Here is a 13,357-nt window from a genome sequence, read left to right on the forward strand (position 1 = left end):
CTACCTGTAGGCCATCTATATGTAGACTGTCTATATGTAGACTGTCTATAGGTAGGCAGACACAATGAAGGGGGTCGGCGCATGGAAGCGCTGGAACTTGCCCGGTTGCAGTTCGCGGTGACGGGAAGCCTGCACTTCCTGTTCGTCGTGCTGACGTTGGGGCTGGCGCCGCTGGTGGCGATCATGCACACGCGCTGGGTGCGGGCGGGCAAGCCGTTGCACGAGCGGCTGACCAGGTTCTGGGGCCAGATCTATGTCATCAACTACGCGCTGGGCGTGGTCACCGGGCTGGTGATGGAGTTCCAGTTCGGGCTCTCGTGGGGCGGGCTGTCCCACTACGCGGGCGACGTCTTCGGCGCTCCGCTGGCCATGGAGACGCTGGTGGCGTTCTTCCTGGAGTCGACGTTCCTCGGCCTGTGGATCTTCGGCTGGGGGCGGGTGCCCAAAAGGGCGCACCTGGCGTGCATCTGGCTCGTGACGCTCACCGCGTACGCCAGCGCCTTCTTCATCATGGCGGCCAACTCCTTCCTGCAGAACCCGGCCGGAGCCCTCGTCAGAGGCGACCGCATGGAGCTGGTCGACGTCGGCGCGCTGTTCACGAACAAGACGCTGATCTTCTCCTTCCCGCACGTGATCGGGGCCGGGCTGTTCACCGGGGCCATGGTGCTGGTCGGGGCGAGCGCCTACCAACTGCGCCGCCGTACGTCCGAGGTGGAGTTCTTCACCAAGTCGCTGCGCACGGGCGTGACCATGGCCTCGATCGGCATCTTCCTGACCCTCGGCTTCGGCTACGCGCAGTTCGCCGGTCTCCAGGAAGGCAAGTTCGAGGGCGACACGGCGGCGGTGCCGCTCGTGATCATGCTGGAGGCCGGGCAGTTGCTCGCGCTCGTCGTGCTGTTCCTGATGCTGCCGCTGATCCGCTTCCTGCCGCGCTGGCGGTGGACGCATCCGCTGCTCATGCTGATGACGCCGCTGCCGTTCGTACTGGCCATCATGGGCTGGCTGGCCAGGGAGATGGGGCGGCAGCCGTGGATGATCTGGGAGAAGCTCACCGTCGCCGACGCCATGACGCCCGGCCTGACCCCGCCGATGATCATGGGTTCGCTGGTCGCCTTCGCCGCCGTGCTGGGGCTGCTGGCGCTCGTCGACTACGTCCTCATCGCCAGGGTGATCAGGCGCGGGCCACGTGACCTCGACCTCGGCGCCGTCCCCGAACCCGCGCTGACCTACTAGGAGCCGAGAGATGGAACTGATCTGGTTCGCCTGCTTCACCCTGCTGCTGGCCGGATACTTCGCGCTGGAGGGCTTCGACCTGGGGGTCGGACTCCTGCTGCCGGTGCTGGGCAGGTCGGTCTCCGGCCGGGACCGCATGGTGGCGGCCATGGCCCCGTTCGTGCTGGCCAACGAGGTGTGGCTGGTGGCGGTCGCCGGGGCGCTGTTCGGCGTCTACCCCTCGCTCGAGGGCGAGGTGCTGTTCGGGCTGTATCCGGTGGTGGTGGCCATGCTGCTGTCCTGGATCCTGCGGGACACCGGGCTGTGGTTCCGCCGCCGGGCCGAGGGCTCGGCCTGGCGGGGCTTCTGGGATCTGATGATCACCGTCGGCTCGCTGGGGCTCTCGTTCGGCTGGGGCGTGGCCCTGTACGCGGCCGCCACCGGGTTCGGCTCGTCCCTGCTGAACCCGGTGGGGTTGATGCTGGGCGTGGTGGTGACGCTGCTGTTCGCCTTCCACGGCTGGACGTTCCTGGCCTGGCGCTCCCCCGGCCTGGCCGGGGCCACCCGCTCGGGCCGCGCGCTGGCCGTGTCGGGGGCGGTGGCCGCGCTCCCCGCCGTCGGGGTGCTCCTGGGCAGCATGCCGTACCTGCTGGAGCACACCGCGCCGGCCGCGACGCTGAATGTGCTCAGTGTCATGGCGCTGCCGTTCGCGCCGATCGTGGTCGCCGCGCAAGTATGGGTGTGGCGCACTTTCCGTCCTGGTAAGAACGCCGTCCGGATCCCGTCGTTCTTTTGAGGGCTCGTGCACAAAGATCTCCTGCGGCTCATGCGGGCCGAGCAGTCGGTACGGCGCCATCTGGCCGTCACCTTCGCCGCGGCGATGGCGGCCGGGCTGCTCGTGCTCGTGCAGGCGGAGCTGCTGGCCGGAGTCCTGTCGGGCCGGTTCACGACCGTGGCGCTGGCGGGCCTGGCCGCCGTGGTGGGCGTACGCGCGCTGCTCGCCTGGACGCAGGGCATCTTCGCCGGCCGTACCGCGACGGGCGTCAAGTCCGCCCTCCGGCACCGCCTGCTGGCCCGCCTGCAGGAACTCGGCCCGGCCCGGCTGACCGGCCACCGCTCGGGTGAGCTGGTCACGCTCACGGGACGCGGCCTCGACGGGCTCGACGCCTACCTGACCGGATACCTGCCCGCGATCGCCGTCGCCGGGGTGGTGCCGGTGGCGGTGCTCGTCCGGCTGTTCGCCGCCGATCTGGCGAGCGCGGTCATCGTGCTGGTCACGCTGCCGCTGATCCCGCTGTTCGGCGCCCTCGTGGGGATGACCACCAAGGCCGTCACGGAGCAGCAGTTCCACGCGCTGTCGCGGCTCGGCGGGCACTTCCTCGACGTCGTACGCGGCCTGCCCACGCTGCGGGCCTTCAGCCGGGCCCGCTACCAGGCGACGGTCATCCAGCAGGTGGCCGACGCGCACCGCGCCGCCACCATGCGTACGCTGCGGGTGGCGTTCCTGTCGTCGCTGGTGCTGGAGCTGTGCGCGTCGCTGTCACTTGCCCTGGTGGCGGTGCCGATCGGGCTGCGGCTGCTGGGCGGGTCGCTGGACCTGACCACGGCGCTGCTGGTGCTGCTGCTGGCTCCGGAGGCGTACCTGCCGTTGCGGGCCATGGGCACCCGGTTCCACGCCTCGATGGAGGGGGTGGCGGCGGCGGACGCGGCCTTCGCCGTCCTGGACTCTTCAGCCGACCCCGTGGGCGCCTCCGTGCCACAAGAGCCGCTGGGTTCCGGGACACCGTCGATCCGGCTGGAGGACGTCACCGTCCGCTACCCCGGCCGCGACGACCCCGCGCTCGAACACGTCTCGCTCACCATCGAGCCCGGCGAACGCGTGGCCCTGGTCGGCGAGAGCGGCGGCGGCAAGAGCACCCTCCTGCACCTCATCCTGGGCTTCATCCAGCCGACCGAAGGCAGGGTCCTCGTCGACGGCGCCGACCTGCGGGCCCTGAACCTGACCGCCTGGCGCGACAGGCTGGCCTTCGTCCCGCAGCGCCCGCACCTGTTCACCACCTCGGTCGCCGAGAACATCCGCCTCGGCGCCCCCTCCGCCTCCCCGGAGCAGGTAAGGCAGGCCGCCACCGCCGCCCACGCGGACGACTTCATCCAGTCCCTGCCCGACGGCTACGACACGGAGGTGGGCGAACGCGGCGCGAACCTGTCGGCCGGCCAGCGGCAGCGCGTGGCCCTGGCCCGCGCCTTCTGCCGCCCGGACACCTCGGTCCTGCTGCTGGACGAGCCCACGGCCCGGCTCGACGGCCGCAGCGAGGCGGCCGTCGTGGCGGCCACCGCGGACCTGGCCCGGGACCGTACCGCGATCATCGTGGCGCACCGGCCCGCCATGATCGACCTGGCCGACCGGGTCGTCCGCATCCACGAGGGTCGAGTGATCTCCGACCGCTCCGTCGCGAGGGAGAACCGATGAACCGGCGGATGGGACTCCGGCTCACCTGGGCCGTGCTGGCCGGGGCGGCGGCCGATCTGGCCGGGCTGGGCCTGATCGCCGCCGCGGCGTGGCTGATCACGCGGGCCGCCGGGCAGCCGCCGCTGGCCGCGCTGAGCGTCGCCATCGTGGCCACCAGGGCGTTCGCCACCGGCAAGGGCGTGTTCCGCTATGCCGAGCGGCTCACCGGCCACGATGTCGCCCTGCGCGCCCAGGCCGGCACCCGCGAACGCCTCTACCAGGCCCTCATCCCGCCTCAGCGGCCCAGGCACGGCGGCGCCGACCTGCTCAGCCGGATGGTGGACGACACGGAGGCCGTCCAGGACCTCCTGGTGCGCTGCCTCCTCCCCGCCGCGGCCGCCGCCCTCGCGGGCCTGGCCGCCGTCGTCATCGGCCTCACCCTGCTGCCCGTCGCGGCGCTGGTCCTGGTGGCGGGGCTGGTCGTGGCGGGCGTGGCGCTGCCCGCCGGTACGGCCGCCGCCGCGCGTCGCTGGTCGGCCAGGATCGCCCCCGCCAGAGCCGCCCTCGCCGAACGGGTGGCCGACCTGGTGCACGGCTCCGCCGACCTGGCCGCCTACGGTGCCGGCGACCGCGCCCTGGCCCGCGCCCGCGCCGCCGACGAGACCCTGGCCGACCTGGAACGCCGCCAAGCCCGCGTCCACGCCATCGCTCTGGCGGGCGGCACGCTGGTCCAGGGCCTGACGGTGGCGGCGATCGTGCTGCTCGCCCAGACCGTGGGGACCGATCGCGTGGCCACGGCGGTCCTCGCCCTGACCGCGCTGGTCGCCTTCGAGCCTGTGCTACCGCTGGCGGCGGCGGGCGAACGCCTGGCGGGCATCATGGCCGCGCTCAGGCGCCTTCGCGACGTCGGCTCCACCCCGCCCGCCGTCACCGAGCCGGCCACCGCGTCACCCGCCCCGGCGTCGCCGCTGACAGTCGAGATCAACGACCTGGTGGTACGGCACGCGCCCCGCGCCCCGGAGCCGGCCGACGTAGCCGCGGAGCACGCGCCCCGCGTCTCGGAGCCGGCCGAAGCAGTCGCGGAGCCGGGCGGCGGGCGGGAGCAGGCGGCCGTCGACGGGGTTTCGCTGACCCTGACCCCCGGCAAGCGGGTGGCCCTGGTGGGGCCGAGCGGGGCCGGGAAGAGCACCCTGCTGGCCGCGCTGATGCGGCTGGTCGAGCCCGAGTCCGGCAGCATCCGCGTCAACGGCGTGGACGTGCGGCGACTGGCCTCGGACGACGTACGGGCCATGATGACGGGCCTCACCCAGGACCCCTACATCTTCCAGACCACCCTGCGCGCCAACCTGCGGCTCGCCGGTCCCGAGGCCGACGACGAGGCGCTGCGGCAGGCCGTACGGGATGCTCGGCTCGATGATTGGGTCGAGCGGGCCGGGTGGGACGCCGAGCTGGGCGAGGACGGCAGGACCGTGTCCGGCGGGCAACTGCAGCGGCTGGCCCTGGCCAGGGCGCTGCTGTACGACCCGCCCGTGCTGCTGCTCGACGAGCCGGCCGAGGCGCTGGACGAGGAGGCCGCCGACGCGCTGATGGCCGACCTGCTCGACGTGACGCACGACCGCACCACCTTGCTGGTCACCCACCGGCTCAAGGGCCTGGAGCAGGTGGACGAGATCGTGGTGCTGGAGGACGGCCGGGTGGTGCAGCGCGGCCACCACGACGAGCTCGTCACCGAGCCGGGCTACTATCGCGACCTCTGGGAGTCGGAGGTCCTCACCAGGCGGTGATCGGCGGGAGAGCCCGCTCGCGAGGGCTCTCCCGGTGGGTGTCAGCGCACTTCGACCTCGATGATGCGGGTGTAGTCGTTGGCGCCGTTCGAGGCCAGCGCGACGATGCGGACGGCGTCCGCCGTGACGGGCGTGAAGTCCGAGCGGGCGTTGCCGGCGGTGTTGCCCCGCACCTGGGCGACCGTCTGCCACTGGCCGCCCGACTGGACCTGGACGTCCCAGTCGCGCACTCCGTAGGTCGAGGCCGGGTAGCGTTCGGTGTTCAGCGTGTACAGGTCCACGCGGGAGACCTGCTTGGCGCTGCCCAGCGCGATGGCCACGGTGTCCGGCCAGGCCCTGGCGGTGGCGTCGTTCCAGCCGTTGCCCCCGGCCCAGCCGTTGGAACTGGTGTCGCCGTCGGCGATGCTGCAGGGCGGGTAGTTGGCGTTGACGTGCTGGGAGGAGGCGGTGACCTGCCGCCGGAGCGCGAGGTTGCCGCCGTTGTCGAGTTTGTCCGGGGTCACCACCTCGACGGGCACGGCCAGCGTGCGGTCTCCGGCCTTCAGGCGCAGGCCGTACGGGCCCTCTGGGGTGTCGGGTGGGACGGCGACCAGCAGTTTCGCGCCGAGCTCGTAGCCGGGCGGCAGGTAGCTGGACAGCATCGAGCGGGAGGCGCTGAGCGGCTGGTCGATCTCCACGGACAGGTCGGCGTACCCGGCCTTCTTGGCGTCGCTGCGCATGCCGATCTCGATCTTGGCCGGGCAGGCGGGGTCCACGCCGAGCGGGGCGATGAGCTTGTCGGCGCCCGCGATGGGGGTCAGTCTGCCGGTGCCTTTGGACTTACCCGGTCTGACCTTGATCGAGGTGACGGAGGCGGGCTCCTGTTCGGGCGGCTGGACGGCGGGCGAAGGGTCCTGCTTCGAGGCGACGGCGTGCGCGCCCGGCCCGGTCAGGACCGTGACTGCGGCGGCGACGGCCAGCGCGGCGGTGAGGTGACGCATGATCGTTCCTTCCGGGGTTAGAGCGCCTGCAGGCCGGGGGTGCCGTCGAGGGTCACGAGGCTGGCCCGGGTGGAGACGGGCGCGCCTGGCTTGTCGACGTACGGGACGACCTTGAAGTCGGCCCGCCACTGAGTCCGGGTGACCTCGCAGGAGACGTAACCGCGCTGGTAGCTGGAGAACCTGAGGTGCGGGTTGGTCGGGTCGCTGCCCCCGGCCGGCAGTCCGGTGCTGGCGTTGCCGTTGCCGCCGCTGCTGACCGAGGTGCCGACGAACTCCACGCCGACCGTGCGCGAGGCCGGGTCGTCGAAGTTCGTCTTGAGCTCGCCGGCCAGGTTGTAGTGGATGTCGCCGGTGAGCACCACGGGGTTGCTGACCTCGCGGTCGATCATGCCGTTGAGCACGCGGTCCTTGGCGGCCTTGTAGCCGTCCCAGAGGTCCATGCTGAGCTTCTGGGCCGGTCCGGCGTCGTAGTCGAGCTGCATCATGGCGATCTGCTGGGCCAGCACGTTCCACTTGGCGCGGGACTCTCCCAGGCCGTCGAGCAGCCACTTCTCCTGCTCGGCGCCGAGCATCTGCCTGGCGGGGTCGAGCCGGTCGGCGCAGTTGATCTGCTGCCCGTCACCGCAGACCTGGTCGTCGCGGTACTGCCGGGTGTCGAGCACGTTGAACTCGGCGAGATCGCCGAAGGTGAACCTGCGGTAGATCCGGGCGTCGGGCCCCTGCACGGCGGGCACCCGGATGGGCAGGTTCTCCCAGTAGGCCCGGAAGGCGTTGGCGCGGATCACCATGTAGTCCTGCTCGGTCACCTCACCGCCGGGCCCGTACTTGCCCGCCCAGTTGTCGAGCACCTCGTGGTCGTCCCAGGTGACGATCCACGGCGCGCGCTGATGCGCGGCCTGCAGGTCCGGGTCGCTCTTGTAGAGGCCGTACTGGATGCGGAAGCGGTCGAGGGTGTCGCACTGCACCCGGTACTGCTCAGGCACCGGGGTGCTGCGCAGGCCGCCGGTGGGCACGATGCCGTACTCGTAGATGTAGTCGCCGAGGTGGAAGACCACATCGGGCTCCTCCTCCGCGAGGTGGCGGTAGGCGCTGTAGTAGCCGTCCTGCCAGAGGGCGCAGGAGGCGAAGGCCACCTTCAGGGCGTCGGGCCTGCTCCTCAGCGCCGGGGCGGTCTTGGTCCGGCCGACCGGGCTGATCTGGCCGCCCGTACGGAATCGGTAGAAGTACTCGCGGCCGGGCCGCAGCCCCGTGGCGTCCACGTGGACCGAGTGCCCGTACTCGGGGGTGGCCCACGCGGAGCCGTGGCCGGCGCGGCGCGTGAACGCCTCGTCCTCCGCGATCTCCCAATCGACCTTGATCCTGCCGTACGGCATGCCGCCGAGCGGCTCCAGGGGCTTGACGGCCAGTCGCGTCCAGAGGATCACCCGGTCGGGCAGCGGATCTCCGGACGCGACGCCGAGCTGGAAGGGGTAGTCGACCCTGGCGGTGGCCTGAGCCGTCCACGGGTCGGCCAGGTTGGTGGTGAAGGCGAGAGCGAGCGCTGAACCGCCGATCCCGAGGAAGGATCGGCGTGAGGGACGGTGCATGGGCTTCCTCAGAGCTGGGGGGTCGAAAGCCTTCACTTTCTAGCAATCAGCCAAGCTCTTAACAAGACTTGGGTTAAAAACCACATACAGTTGCGTTAAATCACACGCACAATCCACCAAGGCGCTTCACTATTCACTCGATGTATGAATCGCATGTATAGTCGCGATCATGTCGACTGGACATGTGATGCTCGGGCTCCTCGTGGAGCGGCCCAAGCACGGATATGAGCTCAAACGCGAGCACGACCGGCGCCTGCCCGGCGCCAAGCCGCTCGCGTACGGCCAGGTGTACGCGACGTTGCAGCGCCTGCAGCGCGACGGGTTCGCCGAGGTCGCGGAGACGGTGCAGGAGGGCGGCCCGGAACGCACGGTGTACGCCATCACCGAGGAGGGGCTCGCCGAGCTCACCCGGTGGCTGGACGGGGTGGAGCCGCCCGCGCCGCACCTGTCCAGCGTCCTGTTGTCCCGCGTGGTGGTCGCGTCGGTGGCCAACGGCGCCGCCGACGGCTACCTGTCCCGGCAGCGGGCCGCGCACCTGGCGCGGATGCGCGAGCTCACGGCGGAGCGCTCGGCGGGCTCCCCCGCCCAGGCGCTGGCCGCCGACTACGCGCTCCAGCACCTCGACGCCGACCTGCGCTGGATCGAGACGGCCATGCTGCGGCTGGCCGACCTGAAGGAGGAACCTCATGCTTGAGGCACGCGCGTTACGCAAGACGTTCGCGCAAACCGTCGCCTTGGACGGTGTGTCGCTGGAGATCGGCGCGGGCGAGATCGTCGCGATCACCGGGCCCAGCGGCTCGGGCAAGTCCACCCTGCTGCACTGCCTGGCCGGGATCATCCGCCCAGAGTCGGGCGAGGTCCTCTTCGACGGCGACCGGATCGACACGCTCGGCGAGGCCGGGCGCACAGATCTGCGCAGGCGGAGCTTCGGCGTCGTCTTCCAGTTCGGCCAGCTCGTTCCCGAGCTGACCGCGGCGGAGAACGTGGCACTGCCGCTGCTGTTCGACCGGCACGGCCGCCAGGAGTCGCTGCGCACCGCCCGCTCCTGGCTGGAACGCCTGGACGTGGCCGACTGCGGCGACCAGCGGCCGGGCGCGCTGTCCGGCGGCCAGTTACAGCGGGTCGCCGTAGCCCGCGCGCTGGTCACCGGGCCGCGCGTGGCCTTCGCCGACGAGCCGACCGGGGCGCTGGACTCGCTGGCCAGCGAACGGCTGATGGACGAGCTCACCCGTACGGCCCGCACGGACGGCACCACCCTGGTGATCGTCACGCACGACAACCGGGTGGCCGCCTACGCCGACCGGGAGATCGTGTTGCGTGACGGAGCGCTCGCCTCGGAGGTGGCCGCGTGATCGCCGTGATGCGCATGCTCGCCAGGGGCGGGTCGCGGCAGGAGCGGGTTCGGGGGCGCCTCATGACCGCGGGGGCGGCGCTCGCGACCTTCCTGTTCTGCGTGGCGGTGAGCCTGCTCCAGGCGCGGGACGCGCGCATCGACGCCTTCTTCAGCAGCGATGGGCGCGCCCTCACCTCGCTGGGGTTGGCCCTGCTGATCCTCCCGGCGATGGCCTTCCTCTACCAGGTGAGCCGGCTGGCCGGCGCCACCAGGGAACGGCGGCTGGCCGCCCTTCGACTGGCCGGGGCCACGCCGCGCCACGTGCGCCTGCTCGGGGCGTACGAGGGCGGGTGGCAGGCGGCACTGGGCGGGCTGATCGGCATCGCGGTGTACCTGATGATCGACCTGGCACTGTCGTGGCCGCTGCCGCTGACCCGCCCTCTCCTGATGCCGGCGATCCTTGTCGCAGTGACGCTCAGCGGCACGTTCTCAGGATTGAAGGCGGGACGGCACGTGGTGTCCTCTCCGCTGGGCGTGGTCCGGCGGGCGCAGCCGACCGGCCCGAGGGTGCTCGACCTGGTGCTGGTCACGGCGGGGCTAGGGGCGCTCGCTATCCCCGCGACCGTCAACGGCCGAACCTTCATCAGCAGTTATGTCGGGCCGATCGGGTCGTACGGCGTGGCGCTGATCATGGCCATCGGCATGGTACTCCTGCTGTTCGGCCTGGTCCTCGCCACCGCTTGGCTGATCAGGGCAGCCGCACGGTGGGTGGGGCGGCGCGCGCGGGCGGCCGAGACCCTGCTCGCGGCCCGGCTCGTGGAAGCCGACCCACGGGGCTGGGCCCGCGCACTGTCAGTGGTGGGGCTGACTGTGTTCTTTGGCTCCATGGAGGGCGCCCAACAGGGGATCATCTTCTCGCATGGCGCCGACGACGTCCCTGCTTACTTCATGACGGCCTACCTGCTGATAGACCTCGCCCTGCTGATCGCGCTGGCCACCTCGGCCGCCGCCCTCGTCGTGCATCAGGCGGAGGCGCTGCTGGATCACCGGCGGTCGTTCGCGGCGCTGGCCGCTGCCGGCGCGCCCGTGCCCGCCTTGGGCCGGGTCCTCATCCGCCAGGCGCTCACCACGTCGATCCCGGTGTGCCTGGTCGCCGCCCTCGCAGGGGTGGGCGTCGTCCTGATCCCCACCGGCGCCTACGCCTTCCAGGAACTGCCGAAAGCGCTCATCTGGGGGGCGGTCCGCGTGATCCTCATGGTGCTGATCGGCGTGGTGACAGCTCTCCTGGTGGCCAGAGCCGCCCGCCCCCTCCTCCGCCGCGCCCTCGACCCGGACGAACTCCGTACCGAGTGACGGTGTCGTGGCCGCGTTCGCCAGGGTGGAAGGTTCGCCGGACGCTGTCGGCGTTGTGGGCGGTGTAGTAGACCGCGAGCAGCGCGGCCAAGCCGGTAGCCATCGCCAGAACGCGGCCGCGGACCGCGTCGACAGCGGACGCGAGCTTCTCACCCTTCGGGCCAGTCACGCCGCCGACGTGTTCCAACCACCTTGAGGGATGGCCGGCGCGTTCACCACGGCCATGGTCTCCAACGTGCCCCCTGCGTCCAGCCTCGGATCAACTGGTCGGCAGAGTCCACTTTCCGCCTTTGCAGGCGGGCGGGCCGAAGGTGAAACGGCGTCCACTGACCGTGTCGGCCACGAGCACGTCTTCGGCTCCCACATGGAGGCAGGCTCCAGACACGACCGCAATCCGCGTCGATTCTCCGGGGGGAACCTGTCGGCCGGCGGTCGTGTCGCCGAGCCATTTCACCGACACGGTCTCACTCGTGCGGTTCTCGAGCTCCACCCACCGGCTGGTGCGTGGCTGGCAGGCGGTGAGGGCGACGATCAACATCGCGAGTGTCGCTGACCAGCTGATTCTTCTCACGCAACTCCCTTGGCCGGCACATGCTTGTCATCAGGGTGATGTGGTGCAGTGACAGTTCCCGGCGTCGGGACGAAGCAGGCCGAGCGCTGGTTCGGGAAGCCGGTTGCGCCGCTCCGATGCCTTCCGCACTTCTTGCTGAAGTGCCTTCATCCGCAGGGCCCCGGCGTTCCCAGGTTCTGATCCGGTATGGCGAGGTTGAGCGTTTCGGCAGGTGGGATACGAGGACGCTTCACCGTTCCCAGCGAGCGCATGTTCCGCCGGGTCCTGGCCGGTCTGGACGCCGACGCCCTGGACGCGGCGCTAGGTGGCTACGTGACCGATGTGGTGCGCGGGTCGGCGCCCGTACCCGCAGATACCCGACACCCCCGGCCCTGCCGGGCGGGAACAACGCCGCGTTACCCGACGACAGATCACCCATCCTGCGCCGGCCGGACTGCTGCCCGCTGCCGCGATCGACGGCAAAGCCTGCCGCGGCGCCCGCACCGCCGACGGCGGCTGCATCTTCCTGGTCGGGGCGATCAGCCACGAGCGTGGCGTCGTGCTGGGGCAGAGCCAAGTCGCCAGCAAACGGTGCGAAGGACCGGCAGCCCGCACGCTGCTGTCCCAACTGGAGGTAGCCGGGATGGTGCTGACCCTGGACGCGCTGCACACCACCAAGGCCACCGCCCGCCTGATCACCGGACAACTTAACGCCCACTACGTCCTGATCTTGAAAGGGAATCAGCCGCTGACCCGAGCCGCCGCCCACGCCCTGTTGTCGGGGCCGGATGCCGACTGGACCCAGACCACCGCCATCGACGACGACAGCGGGCACCATCGCCGCGAACGCCGGACCATCCGCACCGTCGAGGTGACCGGCGAGCTGTTCCCCGGCGCCCGCCAGGCCTTCCGGCTCCGCCGCGATGTCGGCGAGATAGACGGCCCGTGGACCAGTAAAGAGATCGTGTACGGCATCACCAGCCTGCCCACTGACCTGGCCGGGCCCGCTCACCTCAACCACTACGAACGCGCGCACTGGACCGTGGAAAATCGTCTCCACTGGGTCCGCGACGTCACCTTCCGCGAGGACCATTCCCAGGTCAGGACCGGTGCCGCACCCCGAGTCCTGGCCAGCTTCCGCAACCTGGTCATCAGCACCATGCGCCTGGCAGACCACGCCAACATCGCCCATGCCCGCCGTGACCTGCTCGATCACAATGCCGCCTTCGCCGTCTACAACATCTGATCAACATAACGGAACTCGACAAATCGAATCAACGCCGGGGCCCTGGGCTCGGCGGTGCTCAAGAAACGTGTACCAAAGCTCCTTGCGATCCCTGCTGCCGCTCGGCATGAACTCCTTGATCACCTTGGCGGCAGCGACGCCCAGCCACCCAAGGAGAACCGCGACGGCGAAGATCCCGCTCAACCAGAGCGGGATGTCCAGCCCAAGATCGATCACTGCGTGCGCCCTTCCTTTTGGCCCGAAAGGGCAAGGCAGATGATGCCAGGCTACGGCGCTCCTCAATCGCGGCACACCAACCAGCCCTACCCTCGGAAGAAACGAGGAAGAGCCCTCCTACTGACGAACGAGCGAAAGCGCTAGAAGCACATCAAGCGTGGCAGGCGCAGGCGCCGCGAGAGTAGAGAAGAAGACCCAAGCTGCCGTGACCCGCCCGCACGGCATTGAGGTCGCCACCAAGGTGACGCGATGCGAGACCCCTGTAGCCTCTTTTCGTGAGCACACTTTGCTCAGCAATAGAGTCGCGCCCGCGCCTTGAACTCGCCGTCAGCCAGAAGGACATTCTTGTCACGGTCGGACAGGTACTCCTGGATCAAAATTCTGTCGAGCGGAATATCCTTCTTCACCTTGGTCGTGAAATCAACAGGGCGGAGTATGGCATTAGTTTTCGAGGAATAGGCGGCAACTCTATACTTCACCCCGTCCTCGAACTTCAGGTTTCCTTCCCGGAGAGACCACCCGGCGGGTATCTCCTCCAAGTTCAGGGAGGCACTGAGGTGATCTCAGCGAAATAGTTCGGGACGATTGGGATTTCTTGGACGTCGCTGGTGGCGTTCCGGGCTTTTCGGGAGGAGTCGCCGAAGGCCG

The 13,357-nt window shown here is 70.2% G+C and carries 13 protein-coding genes; 8 read left to right on the top strand and 5 right to left on the bottom strand.

The features are described from left to right. Positions 1 to 81 precede the first annotated feature (81 nt). The 4 genes from AB0F17_RS60815 to cydC are packed head-to-tail and all read left to right on the top strand — an operon-like array spanning position 82 to position 5,445. Positions 82 to 1,233: a cytochrome ubiquinol oxidase subunit I gene (locus tag AB0F17_RS60815; protein WP_358044906.1), complete on the top strand. Its 1,152-nt coding sequence runs from the start codon at positions 82 to 84 to the stop codon at positions 1,231 to 1,233. A 10-nt stretch (positions 1,234 to 1,243) separates the two neighbouring features. Next, on the top strand, positions 1,244 to 2,008 hold the full coding sequence (locus AB0F17_RS60820; protein ID WP_358044909.1) for a cytochrome d ubiquinol oxidase subunit II: 765 nt from the start codon (positions 1,244 to 1,246) through the stop codon (positions 2,006 to 2,008). 6 nt (positions 2,009 to 2,014) lie between these two features. Then, on the top strand, positions 2,015 to 3,682 hold the full coding sequence (gene cydD / locus AB0F17_RS60825; RefSeq protein WP_358044911.1) for a thiol reductant ABC exporter subunit CydD: 1,668 nt from the start codon (positions 2,015 to 2,017) through the stop codon (positions 3,680 to 3,682). Further along, positions 3,679 to 5,445 carry a thiol reductant ABC exporter subunit CydC gene (gene cydC / locus AB0F17_RS60830; protein WP_358044914.1) on the top strand — a complete coding sequence of 589 codons (1,767 nt, stop codon included), beginning with the start codon at positions 3,679 to 3,681 and terminating at the stop codon, positions 5,443 to 5,445. Before cydD ends, cydC begins: the two co-directional genes overlap by 4 nt. A 41-nt stretch (positions 5,446 to 5,486) precedes the next feature. On the opposite strand, the gene AB0F17_RS60835 is transcribed toward cydC, so the two are convergent. After that, complete coding sequence (locus AB0F17_RS60835; RefSeq protein ID WP_358044917.1) at positions 5,487 to 6,425, bottom strand: discoidin domain-containing protein; 939 nt, start codon at positions 6,423 to 6,425, stop codon at positions 5,487 to 5,489. 17 nt (positions 6,426 to 6,442) lie between these two features. Then, the gene (locus tag AB0F17_RS60840) at positions 6,443 to 8,011 is read right to left on the bottom strand and encodes an alkaline phosphatase D family protein (protein ID WP_358044920.1); all 1,569 of its coding nucleotides are present in this window, start codon (positions 8,009 to 8,011) and stop codon (positions 6,443 to 6,445) included. Between the two features lie 169 nt (positions 8,012 to 8,180). On the opposite strand from AB0F17_RS60840, the gene AB0F17_RS60845 reads away from it, so the two are divergent. From AB0F17_RS60845 to AB0F17_RS60855, 3 genes are read left to right on the top strand one after another with little or no spacing between them, the layout of a single operon-like run. Continuing rightward, complete coding sequence (locus AB0F17_RS60845) at positions 8,181 to 8,705, top strand: PadR family transcriptional regulator (protein WP_358044923.1); 525 nt, start codon at positions 8,181 to 8,183, stop codon at positions 8,703 to 8,705. Further along, a complete protein-coding gene (locus tag AB0F17_RS60850; RefSeq protein WP_358044926.1) occupies positions 8,698 to 9,363 on the top strand; it encodes an ABC transporter ATP-binding protein in 666 nt (221 codons plus the stop codon). Before AB0F17_RS60845 ends, AB0F17_RS60850 begins: the two co-directional genes overlap by 8 nt. Further along, complete coding sequence (locus AB0F17_RS60855) at positions 9,360 to 10,697, top strand: FtsX-like permease family protein (RefSeq protein ID WP_358044929.1); 1,338 nt, start codon at positions 9,360 to 9,362, stop codon at positions 10,695 to 10,697. The genes AB0F17_RS60850 and AB0F17_RS60855 overlap by 4 nt, the downstream gene beginning before the upstream one ends. A 259-nt stretch (positions 10,698 to 10,956) precedes the next feature. Here the strand turns inward: AB0F17_RS60855 and AB0F17_RS60860 are convergent, their stop codons facing one another. Continuing rightward, positions 10,957 to 11,235, bottom strand: a complete 279-nt coding sequence (locus AB0F17_RS60860) for a hypothetical protein (protein WP_358044932.1) — start codon at positions 11,233 to 11,235, stop codon at positions 10,957 to 10,959. A 352-nt stretch (positions 11,236 to 11,587) separates the two neighbouring features. Here AB0F17_RS60860 and AB0F17_RS60865 point away from each other — a divergent pair, with 352 nt between their 5' ends. Next, positions 11,588 to 12,493 carry an ISAs1 family transposase gene (locus AB0F17_RS60865; protein WP_358044935.1) on the top strand — a complete coding sequence of 302 codons (906 nt, stop codon included), beginning with the start codon at positions 11,588 to 11,590 and terminating at the stop codon, positions 12,491 to 12,493. Here AB0F17_RS60865 and AB0F17_RS60870 read toward each other — a convergent pair whose 3' ends face one another. Both AB0F17_RS60870 and AB0F17_RS60875 read right to left on the bottom strand, forming a co-directional pair. Beyond that, positions 12,494 to 12,709 (bottom strand): hypothetical protein, encoded by a 216-nt coding sequence (locus tag AB0F17_RS60870; RefSeq protein WP_358044938.1) that lies wholly within the window; start codon positions 12,707 to 12,709, stop codon positions 12,494 to 12,496. A gap of 290 nt (positions 12,710 to 12,999) precedes the next feature. Beyond that, complete coding sequence (locus AB0F17_RS60875) at positions 13,000 to 13,248, bottom strand: hypothetical protein (protein WP_358044941.1); 249 nt, start codon at positions 13,246 to 13,248, stop codon at positions 13,000 to 13,002. Between the last annotated feature and the right edge of the window lie 109 nt (positions 13,249 to 13,357).

Origin of the sequence: Nonomuraea sp. NPDC026600, assembly GCF_040638335.1 — a bacterium.
Classification (GTDB): domain Bacteria; phylum Actinomycetota; class Actinomycetes; order Streptosporangiales; family Streptosporangiaceae; genus Nonomuraea.